Origin of the sequence: Microbacterium lacus (assembly GCF_002812805.1) — a bacterium.
In the GTDB taxonomy this organism is placed as follows: domain Bacteria; phylum Actinomycetota; class Actinomycetes; order Actinomycetales; family Microbacteriaceae; genus Microbacterium; species Microbacterium lacus_A.
In genome coordinates this window covers 64787-84734 of sequence record NZ_NMUM01000005.1, presented here as the reverse complement: position 1 = coordinate 84734, position 19948 = coordinate 64787, and the positions used below count along the sequence as shown (strand labels likewise).

17 protein-coding genes are annotated in these 19948 nt (G+C 68.7%); 1 reads left to right on the top strand and 16 read right to left on the bottom strand.

The features are described from left to right. Nucleotides 1-51: 51 nt before the first annotated feature. The 13 genes from CGU34_RS00855 to rpe all read right to left on the bottom strand — a co-directional run bounded on the left by CGU34_RS00855 (nucleotide 52) and on the right by rpe (nucleotide 14219). On the bottom strand, nucleotides 52-1518 hold the full coding sequence (locus CGU34_RS00855; RefSeq protein WP_036296232.1) for a glutamate synthase subunit beta: 1467 nt from the start codon (nucleotides 1516-1518) through the stop codon (nucleotides 52-54). Continuing rightward, nucleotides 1511-6085 (bottom strand): glutamate synthase large subunit, encoded by a 4575-nt coding sequence (gene gltB / locus CGU34_RS00850; RefSeq protein WP_100812953.1) that lies wholly within the window; start codon nucleotides 6083-6085, stop codon nucleotides 1511-1513. The genes CGU34_RS00855 and gltB overlap by 8 nt, the downstream gene beginning before the upstream one ends. A gap of 65 nt (nucleotides 6086-6150) precedes the next feature. Continuing rightward, nucleotides 6151-7152 (bottom strand): prolipoprotein diacylglyceryl transferase, encoded by a 1002-nt coding sequence (gene lgt, locus CGU34_RS00845; protein WP_100812952.1) that lies wholly within the window; start codon nucleotides 7150-7152, stop codon nucleotides 6151-6153. 165 nt (nucleotides 7153-7317) lie between these two features. Next, the gene (gene trpA / locus CGU34_RS00840) at nucleotides 7318-8115 is read right to left on the bottom strand and encodes a tryptophan synthase subunit alpha (RefSeq protein WP_100812951.1); all 798 of its coding nucleotides are present in this window, start codon (nucleotides 8113-8115) and stop codon (nucleotides 7318-7320) included. Next, nucleotides 8112-9383: a tryptophan synthase subunit beta gene (trpB, locus tag CGU34_RS00835; protein WP_100812950.1), complete on the bottom strand. Its 1272-nt coding sequence runs from the start codon at nucleotides 9381-9383 to the stop codon at nucleotides 8112-8114. Before trpB ends, trpA begins: the two co-directional genes overlap by 4 nt. Further along, nucleotides 9380-10174 (bottom strand): indole-3-glycerol phosphate synthase TrpC, encoded by a 795-nt coding sequence (gene trpC, locus CGU34_RS00830; protein ID WP_100812949.1) that lies wholly within the window; start codon nucleotides 10172-10174, stop codon nucleotides 9380-9382. The genes trpB and trpC overlap by 4 nt, the downstream gene beginning before the upstream one ends. 2 nt (nucleotides 10175-10176) lie before the next feature. After that, entirely contained in the window at nucleotides 10177-10407 is a 231-nt protein-coding gene (locus CGU34_RS00825) for a DUF6704 family protein (RefSeq protein WP_100812948.1), read from the bottom strand. Between the two features lie 80 nt (nucleotides 10408-10487). Further along, nucleotides 10488-11144, bottom strand: coding sequence for a Trp biosynthesis-associated membrane protein (locus tag CGU34_RS00820; RefSeq protein ID WP_100812947.1), 657 nt, complete (start codon nucleotides 11142-11144; stop codon nucleotides 10488-10490). Continuing rightward, nucleotides 11141-11602 carry a phosphoribosyl-AMP cyclohydrolase gene (hisI, locus tag CGU34_RS00815; RefSeq protein ID WP_100812946.1) on the bottom strand — a complete coding sequence of 154 codons (462 nt, stop codon included), beginning with the start codon at nucleotides 11600-11602 and terminating at the stop codon, nucleotides 11141-11143. The genes CGU34_RS00820 and hisI overlap by 4 nt, the downstream gene beginning before the upstream one ends. Next, nucleotides 11599-12363, bottom strand: a complete 765-nt coding sequence (hisF, locus tag CGU34_RS00810; protein ID WP_100812945.1) for an imidazole glycerol phosphate synthase subunit HisF — start codon at nucleotides 12361-12363, stop codon at nucleotides 11599-11601. The genes hisI and hisF overlap by 4 nt, the downstream gene beginning before the upstream one ends. Before the next feature lie 4 nt (nucleotides 12364-12367). Continuing rightward, nucleotides 12368-13210 (bottom strand): ATP phosphoribosyltransferase, encoded by an 843-nt coding sequence (gene hisG, locus CGU34_RS00805; protein ID WP_100812944.1) that lies wholly within the window; start codon nucleotides 13208-13210, stop codon nucleotides 12368-12370. 44 nt (nucleotides 13211-13254) lie between these two features. Then, nucleotides 13255-13518 (bottom strand): phosphoribosyl-ATP diphosphatase, encoded by a 264-nt coding sequence (locus CGU34_RS00800; protein ID WP_036296246.1) that lies wholly within the window; start codon nucleotides 13516-13518, stop codon nucleotides 13255-13257. 17 nt (nucleotides 13519-13535) lie between these two features. Next, a complete protein-coding gene (gene rpe / locus CGU34_RS00795) occupies nucleotides 13536-14219 on the bottom strand; it encodes a ribulose-phosphate 3-epimerase (RefSeq protein ID WP_036296248.1) in 684 nt (227 codons plus the stop codon). 165 nt (nucleotides 14220-14384) lie between these two features. Between rpe and glsA the strand changes: the two genes are divergently transcribed. Next, nucleotides 14385-15557: a glutaminase A gene (gene glsA / locus CGU34_RS00790; RefSeq protein WP_051513078.1), complete on the top strand. Its 1173-nt coding sequence runs from the start codon at nucleotides 14385-14387 to the stop codon at nucleotides 15555-15557. A gap of 86 nt (nucleotides 15558-15643) precedes the next feature. On the opposite strand, the gene CGU34_RS00785 is transcribed toward glsA, so the two are convergent. The 3 genes from CGU34_RS00785 to CGU34_RS00775 are packed head-to-tail and all read right to left on the bottom strand — an operon-like array spanning nucleotide 15644 to nucleotide 19946. After that, nucleotides 15644-17011: an RsmB/NOP family class I SAM-dependent RNA methyltransferase gene (locus tag CGU34_RS00785; protein ID WP_036296250.1), complete on the bottom strand. Its 1368-nt coding sequence runs from the start codon at nucleotides 17009-17011 to the stop codon at nucleotides 15644-15646. Then, entirely contained in the window at nucleotides 17008-17928 is a 921-nt protein-coding gene (gene fmt / locus CGU34_RS00780; protein WP_036296252.1) for a methionyl-tRNA formyltransferase, read from the bottom strand. Before fmt ends, CGU34_RS00785 begins: the two co-directional genes overlap by 4 nt. Before the next feature lie 8 nt (nucleotides 17929-17936). Beyond that, complete coding sequence (locus tag CGU34_RS00775; protein WP_036296254.1) at nucleotides 17937-19946, bottom strand: hypothetical protein; 2010 nt, start codon at nucleotides 19944-19946, stop codon at nucleotides 17937-17939. Nucleotides 19947-19948: the final 2 nt, after the last annotated feature.

The window sequence follows — 19948 nt, the reverse complement described above, 5'->3', positions numbered from 1 at the left end:
GGTTCGGGGTTTTGGTCTGGATGGGACCGGTAACAAAGTCCGAGGGTCAGCCTACGCGGGCTGCAGTCCGATCGCGATGTCGGTGGGATGCACGGGGAATGGCAGTTCGGTTGACCCCATCAGGTAAGCGTCTACACGGGCGGCCGCGGCACGGCCCTCCGCGATGGCCCAGACGATCAGGGACTGGCCGCGACCCGCGTCGCCGGCGACGAATACGCCCGGCGCGGTGGTCTGGTAGTCCCCGTCACGTTCGACGTTGCCCCGGTTGGTGAATCGCGCGCCGAGCTGGTCGGCGAGGTCGTTCTGCTCCGGGCCGGTGAACCCGAGGGCGATCAGAACCAGGTCCGCGGGGATCTCGCGCTCCGTGCCGCTCTTGGGCACGCGACGGCCGTCCACATACTCGGTTTCCGCCACCCGCAACGCCCGCACTTCGCCAGCGCCGTTCGAGAGGAACTCGACGGTGGACGCCAGGTACATGCGCTCACCACCCTCTTCGTGGGCCGAAGAAACCTCGAACAGCGTCGGCGTCATCGGCCAGGGCTGCTCCTCGGGGCGCACGCTGGGCGGCTGGATGCCGATCGCGAGGTTCGTGACGCTGAGCGCCCCCTGGCGGTGCGCGGTGCCGATGCAGTCGGCACCTGTGTCGCCACCGCCGATGACGATGACGTGCTTGCCCTCGGCCGAGATCTGGTGCGGTACCGAATCGCCGGCGACGACCCGGTTCGACTCGATCAGATACTCCATGGCGAAGTGGATGCCCGCGTGGTCACGACCCGGGATCGCCAGGTCGCGCGGCAGGGTCGACCCGGTCGCGACCACGACGGCGTCGTAGCGCGCGCGCAGGTCGTCCCACGAGATGTCGACGCCGATCTCGACGCCGGCACGGAAGCGGGTGCCCTCGTCCTGCATCTGGCGGAGGCGCAGCTCGATGTGGCGTTTCTCCATCTTGAAGTCGGGGATGCCGTAGCGCAGCAGTCCTCCGATGCGGTCATCGCGCTCATAAACGGCGACCGTGTGTCCGGCGCGGGTGAGCTGCTGTGCGGCCGCGAGGCCCGCGGGGCCGGAGCCCACGACGGCGACCGTCTTGCCGGTCAGGCGTCCGGGGGGCTCGGGCTCGACCCATCCGTTGGAGAATGCCTGGTCGATGATGCCGACCTCGACCTGCTTGATCGTCACCGCGGGCTGGTTGATGCCCAGCACACAGGCGCTCTCGCAGGGCGCGGGACACAGCCGACCCGTGAACTCCGGGAAGTTGTTGGTCGCGTGCAGACGCTCGATCGCGTCGCGGCCCTCGCCGCGCCACAGCAGGTCGTTCCACTCCGGAATCAGGTTGCCCAGCGGGCAGCCCTTGTGACAGAACGGGATGCCGCAGTCCATGCAACGCCCGGCCTGGCGACGCAGAACGGCTTTGTCACCCGGTTCGTACACCTCTTTCCAGTCCATGATGCGTACGGGCACGGGACGACGGGGCGCGAGTTCGCGCTCCGTGACTTTGAGGAAACCCTTCGGGTCAGCCACCGGTCACCTCCAGGATGCGAGTCCAGACAACGTCGCCGTCGGGGTCGAGCCCCTCGGCAACCGCCGCCTGACGGGTCTCGAGCACCGCCGCGTAGTCGCGCGGCAGAACCCGCGTGAAGCGCGTGACGGCCTCGTCGAAGTTGTCGAGCAGGTCGGCCGCGAGGGTCGAGTCCGTCTCGGCGACGTGCAACTTCAGCAGGTCGCGGAGGATCTCGACGTCGCCCGAGCCGAGCTCGAGCAGTTCGAGTTCACCGGATGCGAGGGCCTCGCGATTCACGAGCGTGCGGTCGAGGTCGTAGACGTAGGCGGTTCCGCCCGACATCCCGGCTCCGAGATTGCGCCCCGTCGCCCCGAGGATCACGGCGAGTCCGCCCGTCATGTACTCGAGCGCGTGGTCGCCCACGCCCTCGACGACGGCGGTCGCGCCGGAGTTGCGGACGAAGAAACGCTCCCCCACGACACCGCGCAGGAACATGCTGCCCTGCGTCGCGCCATAGCCGATCACGTTGCCGGCGATCACGTTCTGCGAGGCGTCGAACGAAGCACCGCGGGGCGGACGGATGACGATCTGACCACCCGAGAGACCCTTGCCGACGTAGTCGTTCGAGTCGCCCTCGAGGCGCAGCGTGATGCCCGCAGGCATGAAAGCGCCGAATGACTGACCCGCCGAGCCACGCAGGTTGACCACGATCGACCCGGACGGCAGTCCGTTCTCACCGTGCGCGAGCGTCACGCGGTTGCCGAGCATCGTGCCGACGGCGCGCGCGGTGTTGCGGATCGGCAGGTCGATCTCGACCTGGCCACCGTGTGCGATGACGTCCTGCGCGCGCTCGATGAGCTGCACATCGAAGTGCTCGTCGAGCTCGTGCTCCTGTTCGCGCGCGTTGCGGCGAGGCTCGTCCTCGGCGAACGGCGGACCCACCAGGATCGGCGAGAGATCCATTCCGCTCGCCTTCCAGTGCTCCACAGCGCCGTCGACATCCAGCAACTCGTGGTGTCCGACGGCCTCATCGATCGAGCGGAAGCCGAGTTCGGCGAGCAGCTCGCGCACCTCTTCGGCGATGAACTCCATGAAGTTCACGACGAACTCCGGCTTGCCGGTGAATCGCGCGCGCAGAACAGGGTTCTGTGTCGCCACTCCGACCGGACAGGTGTCGAGGTGACAGACGCGCATCATGACGCAGCCTTCGACCACCAGCGCGGCCGTCGCGAAGCCGAATTCTTCGGCGCCGAGAAGCGCGCCGATGATGACGTCGCGTCCGGTCTTGAGCTGTCCGTCGACCTGAACGACCACGCGGTCGCGCATACCGTTCAGCATCAGCGTCTGCTGCGTCTCGGCGAGCCCCAGCTCCCACGGCGTTCCGGCGTGCTTGAGCGAGTTGAGCGGGCTGGCGCCCGTTCCCCCATCGTGACCCGACACCAGGATCACGTCGGACAGCGCCTTCGCGACACCCGCCGCGACCGCACCGATGCCCGACTGGCTGACGAGCTTGGTGTGGATGCGCGCCTTCGGGTTTGCGCGCTTGAGGTCGAAGATCAACTGCTTGAGGTCTTCGATCGAGTAGATGTCGTGGTGCGGCGGCGGCGAGATCAGGCCCACACCCGCGGTCGCGTGGCGTGTGCGCGCGATCCACGGGTACACCTTCGTCGGCGGCAGCTGACCACCCTCACCGGGCTTGGCACCCTGGGCGAGCTTGATCTGAATGTCCTCGGCATGCGTGAGGTACATGCTCGTGACGCCGAAGCGGCCCGAGGCCACCTGCTTGATGGCGCTCCGCCGCTCGGGGTCGAGCAGGCGGTCGAGGTCTTCGCCGCCCTCGCCCGTGTTCGATCGTCCGCCGATGCGGTTCATCGCGATCGCCAGCGTCTCGTGCGCCTCTTTCGAGATCGAGCCATAGCTCATCGCGCCCGTCTGGAACCGCTTCATGATCGACGAGATGGGTTCCACCTCGTCGATCGGCACGGCCGGACGCACGCCCTTGCGCAGACGGAACATGCCGCGGAGCGTCTTCAGCTCCGAAGCCTGGTCGTCGACGAGCTTGGTGTACTCGCGGAACAGGTCGTAGCGACGCGAACGGGTCGCATGCTGCAGCTTGAAGACGGTGTCGGGGTTGAAGAGGTGCGGCGAGCCATCCCGTCGCCACTGGTACTCCCCGCCGGTCCACAAGCGCTCGTGCGCGTGCACCGCGGCGTCTTCCGGGTACGCGTAGGCGTGGCGAGAGGCGTTCTCGGTTGCGATCACATCGATGCCCACGCCCCCGAGCTTCGTCTCGGTGCCCGTGAAGTAGGCGTCGATGAAGGATTGCGAGAGTCCGACGGCTTCGAAGACCTGCGCGCCGGCATACGACGAGACGGTCGAGATGCCCATCTTGGACATGATCTTCAGCACACCCTTGCCGAGCGCGTAGATCAGGTTCTTGACGGCCTTCTCGGGTGTGATGTTCGAGATGAACCCGGCGCGAACCAGGTACTCCACGGTCTCCATCGCCAGGTACGGGTTGACGGCGGATGCGCCGTACCCGATCAGCGTCGCCACGTGATGAACCTCGCGCACATCGCCCGCCTCGACCACCAGACCGACCTTCATGCGCGTCTCTTTGCGGATGAGGTGGTGGTGGATCGCGGCGACCATGAGCAGCGAAGGGATCGGCGCGAGGTCTTTGTTGGAGTCGCGGTCGGACAGCACGATGAACTCCGCGCCGTCCTCGATCGCCTGATCGACCTCGGTGCACATCTGCGTGATGCGCTTCTCGAGCCCCTTGCGTCCGGCCTCGACGCGGTAAAGCCCGCGGATCGTGACGGACGAGCGGCCCGGCAGCGCGGTGTCGACGTGCTGGATCTTCGCCAACTCGTCGTTGTCGATCACCGGGAAGTCGAGCGTGACCGTGCGCGCGTGGTCGGGACCCCACGACAGAAGGTTCGGCTCGGGGCCGAGCCCGATGCGCAGACTCGTGACGACCTCTTCGCGGATCGAGTCGAGAGGCGGGTTCGTCACCTGTGCGAACTGCTGCACGAAGTAGTCGAACAGCAGACGCGGGCGCTCGCTCAGCACGGCGATGGGCGTGTCGGATCCCATTGCGCCCAGCGGCTCGGCGCCGTTCTGGCCCATGGGCGTAAGAAGGATCCGCACCTCTTCTTCCGTGTACCCGAAGGTGCGCTGACGACGAGTGATCGAGGCGATCGGATGCACGATGTGCTCGCGCTCGGGAAGATCAGACAGGCGCACCGTGCCCCGGTCGAGCCATTCCTGCCACGGGTGGAGCTCGGCGAGCTGCTGCTTGACCTCTTCTTCTTCGATGATGCGACCCGCGGCAGTGTCGACGAGGAACATGCGGCCCGGACGCAGGCGCCCGCGGCGCTTGATGCGCTCGGGCTCGAAGTCGAGCACGCCGGTTTCGCTGCCGATGACGATGAGGCCGTCGGTGGTCTCGGTCCAGCGGCCGGGACGCAGCCCGTTGCGGTCGAGGGTCGCACCGACGAGCGTGCCGTCGGTGAAGATCAGGGCGGCCGGTCCATCCCATGGCTCCATCTGCATGGAGTGGTAGTCGTAGAACGCCCGCAGCTTCGGGTCGATGTCGGCCTGCTTTTCGTACGCCTCGGGCACCATCATCATGACCGCGTGCGGCAGGCTGCGCCCGGTGAGCGTGAGCAGCTCGAGCACCTCATCGAAAGACGCGGAGTCGGATGCGCCGACCGTACAGATCGGCAACAACGGCTTGATGTCGCCGAGCAGCTCGGACTCGAGCTGCGACTGGCGCGCCCGCATCCAGTTGCGGTTGCCGTTGACGGTGTTGATCTCGCCGTTGTGCGCGAGCATGCGCAGCGGCTGCGCGAGCGGCCACGACGGGAAGGTGTTCGTCGAATAACGCGAGTGCACGACCGCGAGCTCGGACGCGAAGCGCTCGTCCTGCAGGTCCGGATAGAACGGCTCGAGCTGGAGAGTCGTGACCATGCCCTTGTAGCCGAGCGTGCGCGCGGAAAGGGACACGAAGTACGCGCCGAGTTCGTGGCGCGCGCGCTTGCGCAGGCGATAGACGCGGCGGTCGAGGTCGATGCCCGAGAGCGCGGGAGCGTCGCCGACGGCCGGACGAGAGACGAACAGCTGCTCGAAGGCCGGGCGCGCCGCGTGTGCGAGCTTGCCCAGGTGCCGCTCATCTGTGGGGACCTCACGCCATCCGAGCACGACGAGGTTCTCGCTCGTGGCGATCTCGGCGATGCCGTCCTTGATTGCCTGACGCTCGTCGTCGTCGAGGGGCAGGAAGGCCATACCGACCGCGTACTCGCCCACGGGCGGCAGGTCGAACTCCACCACCGCACGCAGGAACGCGTCCGGGATCTGCGTCAGGATGCCGGCTCCATCGCCGGTACCCGCGTCGGACCCGATGGCCCCGCGGTGTTCGAGGTTGCGCAGCGCCGTCAGCGCCTGCGCAACGATGTCGTGCCCGGGCGTGCCGCGGAGCGTGGCGACCATCGCCAGACCACAGGCATCCTTCTCGAATGCCGGGTTGTACATTCCCTGCTTGGCGGGGAACGACGTGTTGTCGCCATCGTTCGGGCTCACGGCCATGTCAACCGTCCTCACTGGTGGATCTCATGGGACGACGTTGGCCCGGACGCAATTCTTCGTGGCGGTTACTTCGTGGCGACTGAGCTTGTGGCCGTTGCCCCGCCCTCGAGTTCGTTCGCGGGCGGCTCGCTCACGTCCACAAACTCAGTGGTGTTCTGCGATTGTACCTCAGCGCCTTCTCCGACCTCCGCTGCCGCCGGGCCGCGCCCGGGCATGTACGGGCTCGGCTCCATGCCGGTGTGGCGGCGCTTCTGGATGACGATGATCGCGAGCCCGACGACGACGCCGAAGATCGCGGCCCAGACGTTGGTGCGCAGGCCCAGAATGATCTCGCTCGGGTCGATGCGGATGGACTCCCACACGACACGGCCCGCGCTGTACCAGACGAGGTAGAGCCCCAACAGGCGGCCCCACTGCAGCTGGAGTTTGCGTCCCGCCCAGAGCAAAACGAACACGCCCGCGACGTTCCAGATGACCTCGTACAGGAAGGTGGGGTGGAAGAGCGTATCTGGGGCGAGCCCTGCGGGGAAGGCGTCGTTATCCGGGTCGATCTCGAGACCCCAGGGCACGTCGGTCGGCAATCCGAACAGCTCCTGGTTGAACCAGTTGCCGAAGCGACCCATCGCCTGAGCCAGCAGCAGACCCGGGGCCAGCGCATCCGCGTACGTCCAGAAGCGGATGCCGCTCCAGCGGCAACCGAGCCAGGCCCCGATCGCGCCGCCGATGAGCGCACCGTAGATCGCGATGCCGCCCTCCCAGATGTAGAACACGGCGAGGGGGTTCTTGCCCTCTCCGAAGTAGAACGCCGGGTGCGTGAGCACATGGTAGATCCGGGCGACGATGATGCCGAGCACAACAGCCGGGAGCGTCACATCCAGCACGATCCACGGCTCGGCGCCGCGCTTGGTCAAGCGATAGTTCGTCATGATCGTTGCGACGATGATGCCGGCGATGATGCAGAGCGCGTAGAAGTAGATGCGCAACGGTCCGAGCTGGATGAAGCTGACTGACGGGCTCGGAATGCTCGCGAGCACACTCGCATGCACGCTCAGGGCGAAAGAAGGCATGAGCGGAAGTCTAGATCAGCGCGGCAACCCGCCGGAGTCAGGCCCGCGTCACGCTCGGGGCGGCGCGGACTCACTCTGCCGCACGAGGACAGGCAAAAACACCGACACAGGCGAAAATGCGCGGCGTCCGCCTGTTCTCGTGTGATCGCCTGTGCTCGTGTGTGGCTACGCCGTCTGAGGGCGCGCGGTTCCGGCCGAGAGTGCGCGGACGACCCCGCTCAGCCCCTCGACCCCACCATCACGCAACGCACGCACGAGGGCGGTGCCGACGATCGCGCCGTCCGCGTACTCGATGACGCCCGTCACCTGGTCCGGGGTCGAGATGCCGATGCCGACGCAGGCGTGCTGGGCACCGCGCTCGCGCAGGCGTCCGACGAGGGTGCGTGCCGCAGCATCCAGCTCGGCGCGCTCGCCGGTGATCCCCATCGTCGAGACCGTGTAGACAAATCCGGTCGAGTTCTGCACGACGAGGTCCAGGCGCTCATCCGTCGAGGTCGGCGCGGCGAGGAAGATCCGATCGAGACCCGTCCGCGTGCTCGCGGCGATCCATTCGCCCGCGGCCTCGGGGGTGATATCCGGCGTGATGATTCCCGCGCCGCCCGCCGCGAGCAGGTCGTCCGCGTAGCGGTCGACGCCGTACTGCCAGATCGGGTTCCAGTACGACATCACGAGGACGGGGATGTCGATCCGTGCGGTGATCGCGCGGATCGCCGGAAACAGATCCTTGAGCCGGAAGCCGGCCGCCAGGGCCGCCTGCGTGGCCTCCTGGATGACGATTCCGTCCATCACCGGGTCGCTGTAGGGCGGGCCCAGCTCGATGATGTCGACGCCGTTCTCGGCCAGAGCGACCGCGGCCTCGATGCTTGTCTCGATGTCGGGGAAGCCGACCGGCAGGTAACCCACGAGTACCCCGCGGCCCTCCGCGTGCGCAAGCGCGATCGCCTCTTCCACGCGGGAGGTCACAGCTCGATCCCCTCGCCCGACGCCGCACCGTCCGCGTCGACGGCCTCGTCCGGGATCACCGGACTCGCCGCATCCGCGTCGTACAGCTCGAAATAGCGGGCTGCCGTGTCCATGTCCTTGTCACCGCGCCCGGACAGACAGATCGCGATGATCCCGTCGGGACCGAGCTCCTGGCCGATGCGCAAGGCGCCGGCGAGGGCGTGCGCCGACTCGATGGCCGGGATGATTCCCTCAGTGCGGCTGAGCAGCCTCAGCGCCTGCATCGCCTCGTCGTCGGTGGCGGGGATGTACTCGGCACGCCCGATCGCCGACAGCCACGCATGCTCGGGGCCGACACCCGGGTAATCGAGACCTGCCGAGATGGAGTGCGACTCCGTCGTCTGTCCGTCCTCGTCCATCAGCACGTAGGTCTTCGCCCCGTGCAGCACGCCGGGCCGTCCGCGCTCGATGGAGGCCGCGTGGAAGGGCGTGTCGACACCATCACCGGCTGCCTCGACACCGTACAGACGGACGTCGCTGTCATCGAGGAACGCGTCGAACATGCCGATCGCGTTCGACCCGCCGCCGACGCACGCGACAACGGCATCGGGCAGGCGACCGAGCTCGTCGAGCAGCTGCGCCCGCGCCTCTTCGCCGATCACCTTCTGGAAATCGCGCACCATCGCGGGGAACGGATGCGGGCCCGCGGCCGTGCCGAAGATGTAGTTCGTCGTCTCGACGCTCGAGACCCAGTCGCGGTAAGCCTCGTTGATCGCGTCCTTGAGCGTGCGGGACCCGGTCGTGACGGGAATGACCTCGGCGCCCAGCAGACGCATCCGGGCGACGTTCAGCGCCTGACGCTCGGTATCGACCTGGCCCATGTAGATCGTGCACTCGAAGCCGAAGAGCGCTGCAGCGGTCGCGGTCGCGACGCCGTGCTGACCCGCGCCGGTCTCGGCGATGACGCGCGTCTTGCCGAGGCGCTTGGTCAGCAGCGCCTGGCCGAGAACGTTATTGATCTTGTGCGACCCGGTGTGATTCAGGTCCTCGCGCTTGAGGAAGACGCGGGCGCCCCCGGCGTGCTCGGCGAAACGAGGTACCTCTGTGATGATCGAGGGACGCCCGGCATAGGTCGCGAGCAGGTGGTGGAACTCGCGGATGAACTCCGGGTCGGCGATCGCGTCCTCGTAGACGCCGGTCAGCTCGTCGATCGCCGCGATGAGCGACTCCGGCATGTAGCGCCCGCCGAATTCGCCGAAGAACGGCCCCGTGGCCGCGCGCAGGCTCACTTCGACACTCCGAGGGCACTGCCCACCGCCAGGAAATCACGGAGGGTCGCAACCGGGTCACCCGTCACCAGGGCCTCGCCCACGAGGACGACGTCGGCACCCGCATTGCGGTAGTGCAAGACATCCTCGGGCGTCTTCACGGCGGACTCGGCGACCTTGATCGCATCCGCCGGAATGTGCTCGACGAGGCGACCGAACAGGTCTCGGTCGAGCTCGAACGTGGTCAGATCGCGTGCGTTGACACCCACGAGGCGTGCTCCGATCTCGCTTGCGCGGCGGACCTCGTCGAGGTCGTGCGTCTCGACGAGGGGGGTCATGCCCAGTTCGATCACGAGCTCATGCAGAGTCGCGAGTGTGGGCTGGTCGAGCGCGGCAGCGATCAGCAGCACGAGGTCGGCGCCCGCGGCGCGCGCCTCGAACACCTGATACGCCGTCGCGATGAAATCTTTGCGCAGCACGGGGAGCGAAACCGCCGCCCGCACCGCTTCGAGGTCGGCAAGGCTCCCCTTGAACCGGCGCCCCTCGGTCAGAACGCTGATCGTTGCGGCACCGCCCTCTTCGTAAAGGCGGGCCTGCAGTGCCGGATCCGGGATGTCGGCAAGATCGCCACGCGAAGGACTCGCGCGTTTGACCTCGGCGATGATCCGCACGGTGTCAGCGGGCGCGAGGGCCGCCAGCGCGTCGACCGCGGGGGGTACCGAGAGCGCGCGACGCTCGAGTTCAGCAAACGGGAGCTCGACCTCACGAGCGCGCGCATCTTCGACCGCGCCGGACGTGAGATCGGCCAGCATGCTCAATGGACTTTCGGGGCCGACTTGGCGCCACCGACGCCGTAGCCGACGCGCTTCATGACCCACCCGACGAGAAGGCCAACGAAGAGCAGAACGACGGACGCCCACACGATCCACGGCACATCGAGGTAGAAGGCGACCGTGCCGATAGCGACGGCGAGCAGCATGATCACCACTGCTGTCCAGGCGGCCGGCGAGTGTCCGTGACCGGGGTCGTCGATGTCGTGGCTCATGAGGGCTCCTTCGATGGAATGCGCGTCCCAGTCTATCGGGCGCCGACCGGGTACCGATCGCGATCGGGGCACGGTTGCGATCAGCGCGTGGGGTCGGATCCGTGGCTGAGATCGTCCCACGAGTCGATGGCGTCGAGGGGCGCGGCGTGCCCCGCGGATGCCTCGTCCGGCTCACCCGCAGACCGTCCACCCCGGTCACCGCGAGCCGGATCGTCGCCGGAACGCGCTCGAGAGTCCGTGCGGTAGCGACGTCCCGCCTGAGGCCAGGCGTGTGCCGTCGCGATCGCGAACAGTCCGATACCGAACACGACGAGCGACAGGACGAGGGCGATCAGCGGCCATGCCGTGGCCTCGACCCGGCGCACCAGCGCGGCGACCGCATCCGCGCCCGCGATCCCCGTCGCCTCGGTGACAGACGGAGAAATCGCAGCCGCGGTATCGCCGGTGGACGGGGCCCAGAGCAGCACGGTGAGTGCCAGGCCGAGCAGCATCGCCAGAACGGCGGCGGCGTAGGACAGAAAACGACCGGCGATGGACGTTGCCGCGGCGACGGCCAGAGCGGCCAGAGCGAGCGGTGCAAGAACGGGCACGGCGGCCGAACCGCTCACATCCAGCGGAGTGTCCGGGCTCTCCCGAAGCACGACGACGAACCACGGCTGCGTTGATGCGATGAGCAGCAGAGCCCCCGCGGCGAGCAGAAGCAGGACGGTCGTGAATCTCGCGCGGCGCAGCCTCACGCGCCGCCCCGTCCGAGCAGACTCTCTGTTTCGTCGGCGTCACCCGCGGTGACCTCCGCCACGGAGGGTGGGAGGTCGTCCACGGTGGGTTGGAGGTCGTCCACGGTGGGTTGGAGGTCGTCGGCGTCGAAGCAGGTGCGCGTGCCGGTGTGGCACGCGGGTCCGACCTGCTCGACGCTCAGCAGCACGGCATCGCCGTCGCAGTCGAGGCGGGCGCCGCGCACGAGTTGGATGTGCCCGGACGTGTCACCCTTCCGCCAATACTCACGGCGCGATCGCGACCAGAAGGTCACCCGCCCGCTCGTCAGAGTGCGGCGGAGCGCCTCGGCGTCCATCCATCCGAGCATGAGGACTTCGCGCGTGTCGTGCTGTTGCACGATCGCCGCGACCAGGCCATCGGCGTTGAACGCGACGCGGGCGATGCGCTCGTCGAGATCGGATGTTTCCGTATCGCTCACGCGCGAACCTCGATTCCCTCGGCGGTCATAGCCGCCTTGACATCCCCGACCGTGAGCTGCCCCGAGTGGAACACGCTCGCGGCGAGCACCGCATTCGCGCCCGCGCGGATGGCGGGCGCGAAATCGGCGGCCGAGCCGGCACCGCCGGACGCGATCACCGGGACACTGGCGAGCTCCCGCATCAGCCCGACCAGTTCGAGGTCGAAGCCTTCCTTCGTACCGTCCGCGTCGATCGAGTTGACGAGCAGTTCTCCGGCGCCGCGCTCGATGGCCTCGCGGGCCCACTCGAGCGCATCCAGTGTCGTCTCGGTGCGACCGCCGTGGGTCGTGACGACGAAGCCGGACGTCGTCGCATCCGAACGCTTCACATCGAGTGAGAGCACGAGAACCTGCGCCCCGAAACGATCGGCGATCTCATCGAGCAGCGCGGGCCGCGCGATGGCGGCCGAATTCACGCCGATCTTGTCCGCACCGACGGCGAGCAGCCGCGCGACATCCTCAGCCGTGCGCACTCCCCCGCCGACCGTCAGCGGGATGAAGACCTCTTCGGCCGTCCGTCGCACGACGTCGTAGGTCGTGGCACGTTCGTCGACCGTCGCGGTCACATCGAGGAAGGTGATCTCGTCGGCACCCTGCGCGAAGTAGAGCCGCGCGAGTTCGACCGGGTCCCCCATGTCGCGCAGGTTTGCGAAGTTCACGCCCTTGACGACGCGCCCCGCCGCGACGTCGAGGCACGGAATGACACGACACACCAGAGCCACGTCGTCACAGCCTCGCGGCGTGAATGGCGGTGACGAGGATGGCGCGCGCACCGATCGCGTAGAGCTCGTCCATCACCCGGTTGACGCCGTGACGGGGCACCATGACACGCACGGCGACCCACTCGGGATCGCGCAGCGGCGAGATGGTCGGCGACTCGATGCCCGGTGCGACCGCGGTCGCCTGATCGAGCAGGGCCGCGGGCAGGTCGTAGTCGACGAGGACGAACCGCCGCGCAACCATGACGCCCCGCAGCCGCCGCAGAAGCGTCTCGGTGCCGTCTTTTTCGTCGGGGCCCGCGATGAGCACGGCCTCGGACTCGAGGATGACGGGGCCGAAGATCTCCAGGCCCGCCTGGCGCAACGTCGTACCCGTCGACACGACGTCGGCGACCGCATCCGCGACGCCGAGGCGCACGGCGGACTCGACCGCACCGTCGAGCGGCACGAGATCCACGGCCACACCGTGCTCGTCGAGGAAGCCATCGACAAGCCCCGGGTAGGCGGTGGCAACACGCATCCCCTGGAGGTCGGTGACCGAGTCGAAACGTCCGGGAGGGCCCGCGAATCGGAAGGTCGAGCCGCCGAAGCCGAGCGCTTCAACTTCCTGAGCGCCGGGCATCCGTGCGTCGAGCAGCAGGTCACGACCCGTGATGCCGACATCGAGCGCACCGGAACCGACGTAGGTCGCGATGTCCTTCGGGCGGAGGTAGAAGAACTCGACATCGTTCTGGGGATCGATGACGTGCAGGTCCTTGGGGTCCCGGCGACCGGTGTATCCGGCCTCGGCGAGCATGTCGGCGGCGGTGTCGGCGAGCGAGCCCTTGTTGGGCACGGCGATACGCAACATGGTGATGCGAGCTTTCGGTTCGGGGGTGGGAGGACGGGAACGAATCAGAGATGTCGGTAGACGTCGCCGGTCGTCAGACCCTTCGCCAGCATGAGCACCTGCAGGTGGTAGAGCAGCTGCGAGATCTCTTCCGCCGTGGCCTCGTCGGACTCATACTCCGCGGCCATCCACACTTCGGCGGCCTCTTCGACGATCTTCTTCCCGATCGCGTGCACTCCGCGATCGAGCTGCGCCACGGTACCCGAGCCTTCGGGTCGCTCGGCGGCCGTGACCGTCAGCTCCGCGAACAGCTCGTCGAATGTCTTCACCCTGCCAGGCTACCGGCTCAGTGCACGTGGCGAGCCGCGCCCGCACGGAGCGAGGCGATCGCGGCATCCGGACGCTCCGCTCCGAACACCGCGGATCCGGCGACGAAGGTGTCGGCCCCCGCCTCGGCAGCCTGCGCGATGGTCGACTGCGAGATCCCGCCATCGACCTGTAGCCAGACCTGTGAGCCGCGCCGGCGCGCCTCTTCGGAGAGCAGACGCAGCTTGGGCATCGTGTCCGCGCGGAACGACTGGCCGCCGAAGCCGGGCTCAACGGTCATGACGAGGATCTGGTCGAACTCGTCGAGCACGTCGAATAGCCCCTCGACCGGGGTATCCGGTTTGACGGCGACGCCCGCGCGTGCGCCGATCTGGCGGAGTTTGCGCGCCAACGCGACCGGGTCTGTCGCGGCCTCGAGATGGAAAGTGACGGATGCTGCGCCGAGCTCGGCGTACCCCGGGGCCCAGCGATCGGGGTCATCGATCATCAGGTGCACATCGAGCGGTACCGGGCTCGTCGCCTGGATTCGCCCGACCATCTGGGGCCCGAATGTCAGGTTCGGCACGAAGTGGTTGTCCATGACGTCGACGTGGACGAAGTCAGCGGTGGCGATCCGCTCGAGATCGGCCTGCAGGTTGACGAAGTCCGCCGCAAGGATGCTCGGGTTGATCCGCGGGGCGGAGGGAAGCTCGGTCTGGGGCACCCCCTCATTATGCCGACGGACTCCTCACGACAAGCCACGTCGGCCCTCGAGCACGCCAGTGACCCCGAGAGGACGCGACATGCCGTCGGCGTAGAGGTGCACGCGGCATGTCGCGTCCTCTCGCTGAGCGACGAGAGCGTCGATACCGGCCGATAGGGTCAGGGCGTGGACCCGATTGTGCGCATGCTCGAGACCGTGCTGGACGACGTGCGTGGGCGCGACGCCGGAGGTGTCGCCGACTACATCCCCTCCCTTGCGGCGGCCGATCCCGAGCGGCTCGCCTTTGCGGTTGTGGGCCCGAGGGGGCGGGTGACCTCTGTCGGCGATGACGACGTCGAGTTCACGATCCAGTCGGTCTCGAAGCCGTTCGTGCTCGCGCTCGCCCTCGAAGAGCTCGGGCGGGACGCGGTCCTCGCGCGGGTCGGGGTCGAGCCGAGCGGCGAGCCCTTCAACGCCATCAGCCTCGAGGCGGGGACCGGTCGTCCCGCCAACCCCATGGTCAATGCGGGCGCCATCGTGACCTCGTCTCTTCTCGGGGAGGGCGACGAGTTCTCGCGCGCCGAGACGATCGTCGCGGGTCTCTCACGCTTTGCCGGTCGAACGCTGACCGTCGACGAGGAGGTCTACCGCGGCGAATCCGAGACCGGCCATCGCAATCGCGCCCTGGCCTACCTGACGCGCTCGCACGACATCATCCGTGGCGATGTCCCGACGGTCGTCGAGACGTACTTCCGCCAGTGTTCGGTACTCGTCACCGTTCGGGACCTCGCCGTGATGGGCGCGACCCTCGCGTTCGGGGGCGTGAACCCGGTCACGGGCGAACGTGTCGTGCGCGAGGATGTCGCCCGCGATGTCGTCTCGGTCATGGCGAGCTGCGGCATGTACGACTACTCCGGGGAATGGCTGCTGCGCGTCGGGCTCCCGGCCAAGAGCGGTGTCAGCGGGGCTCTGCTCGCCATCGCGCCGTCGCAGTTCGGGGTTGCCACGTTCAGCCCGCGGTTGGATCGCCACGGCAACAGCGTCCGAGGCATCCAGATCCTGGAGCGCATGTCGGGCGAGTTCGGGATGCATGTCTTCGAGCCCCACGAGGCGATCGCAGCACCTGGCATCCGCATCGACCGGAGCGAAGGACGCGTCGTCGTCCACCTCGGCGGTGAGCTCGCCTTCAGCGGCGCGGAACGGATGATCGGGGTGCTGAGCGACCTCGCCGACGGCGCCGTGACCGATGACACGATCCTGGTCGACGGGAGCGAACTCGCGCGCGCTCATCCCGCCGCGCTGGAGTTGTTGCGTCGCCAGCTCGAGGTGCACGGCGGGCGTCTGCACTTCCTCGACTGACCCAGATGCCCTTCCGCTGTCGCACATCGACGTTTCCACCGCGCCGGAGGGTCGATCTGCGACAGCGGAAGCGCTCACGCGCGACGTCAGGCGTTGCGCTCGAAGAGGGCGATGAACATGCCGTCGGTGCCGTGCCGGTGCGGCCAGAGCTGAACGTGGAGGGCGTCCTCGGATGCCTCGGGCAGATCGATCGGTGCGCGCGAGACGTCACGGACGACCGCACGGGCATCGAGCTGGGTGATCTGGCCCTCCCAGCGCCGTGCGCCCTCACGGGTCACTCCGACGGTCTCGGCGAGGTGCGGTGAACACGTCACATACGCGACGATGCCGCCCGGACGGAGTGCGCGCACACCCGCATCGAACAGTTCGCCCTGCAACGTCGTGAGCTGCGGGACATCCTCCGGGCCCTTCCGCCAACGCGCCTCCGGTCGGCGGCGCAGCGCGCCCAGGCCGGTGCAGGGGGCATCGACCAGCACGCGGTCGTACCCGCCGGCGTCGCGGTCGACGCGCGTGCGGCCATCTTCCTCGCTGACCTCGACGGTCGCGGGGACACCCTCGAGCGCTCGCCGCACGAGTCCCGCTCGCGCCGGTGAGACCTCGTTCGCGTCGACGGATGCCTCACCCCGCGCCTCGGCGGCGAGCACCGCGGTCTTCCCGCCGGGTCCGGCGCACAGGTCGAGCCAACGCTCCCCCGCGCGGATTTCGCGGGCCCGGGTCAGCGCGAGCGCCGCGAGCTGCGAGCCCTCGTCCTGAACGCGGAGGCGCCCGCCCGATCCGATGACGAGAGGTTCGGGGTCACCGCCCCCGGCACGGAAGCCCAGCGGCGAATACAGCGTGCGCACGGCGTCTTCCGGCACATCGGCCAGACCCGTCAGCGCTGCCATGGTGACCGACGGCGAAGCGTTGTCTGCCGCGAGGAGAGCCTCAAGCTCATCGCTGCGGCCCTCGGCGGCGAGAGCCCGACGGAAGGCGCGCACGATCCACGTCGGATGCGCGTGCCCGAGCGAGAGACGCTCGTCGGTGTTCCGTGCCGTGGCCAGCACGCGTTCGCGCCACGTTCCGGGATCTTCCCGGGCGATGGAGCGCAGCACCCCGTTCGCGAAGCCCGTCGCGCTACTGCCGCCGTAGACCCGCACGAGCTCGACGCCCTCGTGCACGGCCGCGTGCGAGGCGACACGGGTCGAGAGAAGCTGGTGCACCGTCATGCGAAGCGCATCGAGCACGGGGGCATCGATCGCGGCCACCTTGCGCCGTGACGCGAGCTCGATGACGGCGTCGTAGTAGCCGCGGCGTCGCAGCGTCCCGTAGGTCAACTCGGTGGCAAGGCCGGCGTCGGCAGATCCGAGGCCCGCACGACCGATGCCGACGGGCAGAAGCAGGTTGGCGTAGGCATCCGACTCCGACACGGCACTCAGGACTTCGTACGCAACGCGACGTGCGGGTTGGATCTTCATTCGCCTGCCCTCAGGTCAGGGGTGCGCAGACCCCGCCACCAATCGCCCGCCGCCATCGCCGGTCGTCCCGCCGGCTGCACGCGATCGACGTGAATCGCGTCCGTTGCGGTGCCGATCAGGATGTCCCGGCCCGCGGCCGCGATTTCGCCCGGGCGCAATGCGATGTGCGCCCCGCCGGAGCGTGCCGTGAGCACCTTCAGACGCTGGCCGTTGACCGTCGTGAAAGCGCCCGGCTCGGGGGTCGTGCCGTGGATGCGCCCGAGAACTCGCTCGGCGGGCTCGTCCCAGCGAACCCGGCCGTCGTCCAGCGTGAGTTTGAGAGCGAACGTGGGCTCGCCCACCTGCGGTGCGGCGGTCATCCGTCCGCTCTCGATGCCGGCGACGACATCGCGCAGGAGTTCGGCCCCGAGCCCCGCGAGGTCGACCAAGACCTCGCCGGCCGTCGCATCCCGCGGCACACGATAGCTGCGCTCGGCGAAGACATCCCCCGCATCGAGTTCGGCCACGAGCTGGAAGACGCTCGCACCCGTGAGTTCATCGCCCGCAATGAGCGCGTGCTGCACGGGTGCCGCTCCACGCCAGCGGGGCAGCAGCGAGAAGTGCAGGTTGATCCAGCCGTGCGTGGGCGCGCTGAGAAGCGGCTCGCGCACCAGGCCGCCGTACGCGACGATGACGCCCAGCTCTGGTTCGAGTGCGGTGATCGCGTCCGTTACGGCGTCGTCGAGGCGCCCGGCACGGATGACCCTGAGCCCCTGCTTCTCCGCGGCCTCGGCCACGGGCGAGGGCGTCAGCACGCGCTTCCGCCCGAGCGGAGCGTCGGGTCGCGTGACGACACCGACGATCTCGTGCCCCTCCGCCGCGAGCACCCCGAGCGAGGGCACCGCGGGTTCGGGCGTCCCGGCAAAGACCAGCCGCATGACGCCTCCTAGAGCTCCGGGTCGGCCAGATCGACCCGCACTCTGAGTGTATTCCGCGGCGCAGTCGTGCTTGATCCACTCTTCCTCGGTCCGCGGCGCCCGCGGAGGGCGGCAGCGACGACGGCTGCCCGCAAACTCGTGGTGACGGCCGCGCCGTGCGCGTAGTCGAAACGCACCAGCACACGGGCCGCAGGGCCGGGGCGCGTCGCCATCGGATCGGCCGGGATCTCGACGGGCCCGATGACCGCTTCCGGATCGAGAGCGACCGCCGCGCGCAGTTCGATAACCGCGCGCTCCACGGCGTCGAAGTCGCCCTCGAGGGATGCCACGCGATACGTCGGGGGCATGCGGAGCGGAGCACGGTCGTCGAGTTCCGCCCGCGCGTACGCCGGCTGCGTCCATGTCGCGAGAGCGCGTCCGACCGCGCCCGCCACCCCGACCAGATGAACGGGCGCACCGGGGGTTGCCAGTGCCGCCGCATCCGACCACCAACGCAGGCACGCCTCGCCGATGCGCAACGCATCGGACATCAGCATCCGGTCGCCGTCGAGCAACACGACGGCGCGGTATCCGCCCGCGGCGAAAGGCTCCGCGCCGCGGGTCGCAATCACCAGCGCCGGCCGATCATCGACCTCCAGCACGGGGTGCGAGCCATCCGAGATGATCACGCGCGTGTCGGGGAAAGCACGCCCGAGTTCGTCTGCCGTGCGGATGCTCCCCGCCGATGCGAGCCGGAACTTCGTCTGCTCACAGTGCGGGCACTGCCATCCCGTTGCGACGCGCCCGCACCACCGGCAGGTGGGTATCGCGCCGCGGCGTTCGGCCTGCAGCGGTCCCCCGCAGTGCGCGCAGCGTGCGGCGCGCCGGCAGCCGTCGCAGATGAGGACCGGTGCGTAACCCGGGCGCGACACCTGCACCAGAACGGGACCATGGGCGAGTGCCTCGCGGGCGGCAGCGAAAGCGGCAGACGGCACGCGCACCCCGGGCCGCTCGCCCTCGCGGGTGGCGCTCAGAACGACGCGTGGTGCGGTGCGACGGGTTGCCGGGAGATCGCGCAGCCAGCCGACCGAGACCAGGCGCTCGACATCCGTCGTTCGGGTGTGTCCCGCGAAGATCAGCGCGCCGCCATCGAGCCCCTGTCGCACGAGGGCCGCATCTCGGGCGTGGACATACGGTGCGAGCGGTTCTTCGAGCAGAGGATCGCCGTCGTTCCAGATCGCAACGAGCCCGAGGTTCGCCACCGGGGCGTACACGGCCGAGCGGTTTCCGATGACGACGGCGGGCGCGTCCGCCAACAGCCGAAGGTAACCGCGATACCGCTCGGCGGCGCTGCGAGACGAGTCGTCGCGCACGATCGCTTCAGCGGGCACCGCGCCTGACAAAGCCCGCGCGAGTTGGTCAAGGTCCCGGTGATCGGGTGCGACGATGATCGCGCTGCGCCCCGCGGCCAACGTCCGGGTCGCCGCAGCGGCAAGCAGAAGCGCCCATTCGCCGACGGGTTCGCCGGTCGCCGTCCGGGCCGGGCGCGGCGGCGCGTCCAGGGCCACACGACCGCCGCCATCTATCGCCCCCCACAACCCCGGGTAGAAGCCCAACGTCCTCTCGGCAGCCGCCACACTGTCTGCGGAGATCTCGGGCACGAGGGGCCGCTCCCCCGCGACCCAGGCCTTCTCGACGCGCACCTGACGTTTGGGGATCACCAGGCGCAGGATGTCCGAGGCCGAACCCGCCGCTCGATCCGCCACGCGACGGGCGAGCGTGTAGAGGCGCTCTGGCAGCAGCCGCACATCCGAGACGACCGTGTCGATCTCGGACAGCGGTCGGTCCGGATCCACGGCCTCGCCACGCTCGACGACATAGGCGTCGACGAGTCGACCGACCGTGCGCAGGGGAACGCGAACTCGCACGCCGGGCACGACCGCGTCATCCATCGCCGGCGGGACCGCGTAGTCGAGCAAGCGGTCAAGTTGCGGCAGCGGCGAATCCAGCAGCACGCGCGCCACCGGACGTCCTGCCACGG

What these genes read in the sequence shown, in the direction of transcription:
- gltB (WP_100812953.1), bottom strand. Translation starts at nt 6,085, where the DNA reads ATGGCCGTGAGCCCGAACGATGGCGACAACACGTCGTTCCCCGCCAAG.
- lgt (WP_100812952.1), bottom strand. Translation starts at nt 7,152, where the DNA reads ATGCCTTCTTTCGCCCTGAGCGTGCATGCGAGTGTGCTCGCGAGCATT.
- trpC (WP_100812949.1), bottom strand. Translation starts at nt 10,174, where the DNA reads ATGCTGGCCGATCTCACGTCCGGCGCGGTCGAAGATGCGCGCGCTCGT.
- CGU34_RS00825 (WP_100812948.1), bottom strand. Translation starts at nt 10,407, where the DNA reads ATGAGCCACGACATCGACGACCCCGGTCACGGACACTCGCCGGCCGCC.
- hisG (WP_100812944.1), bottom strand. Translation starts at nt 13,210, where the DNA reads ATGTTGCGTATCGCCGTGCCCAACAAGGGCTCGCTCGCCGACACCGCC.
- CGU34_RS00785 (WP_036296250.1), bottom strand. Translation starts at nt 17,011, where the DNA reads ATGAAGATCCAACCCGCACGTCGCGTTGCGTACGAAGTCCTGAGTGCC.
- fmt (WP_036296252.1), bottom strand. Translation starts at nt 17,928, where the DNA reads ATGCGGCTGGTCTTTGCCGGGACGCCCGAACCCGCGGTGCCCTCGCTC.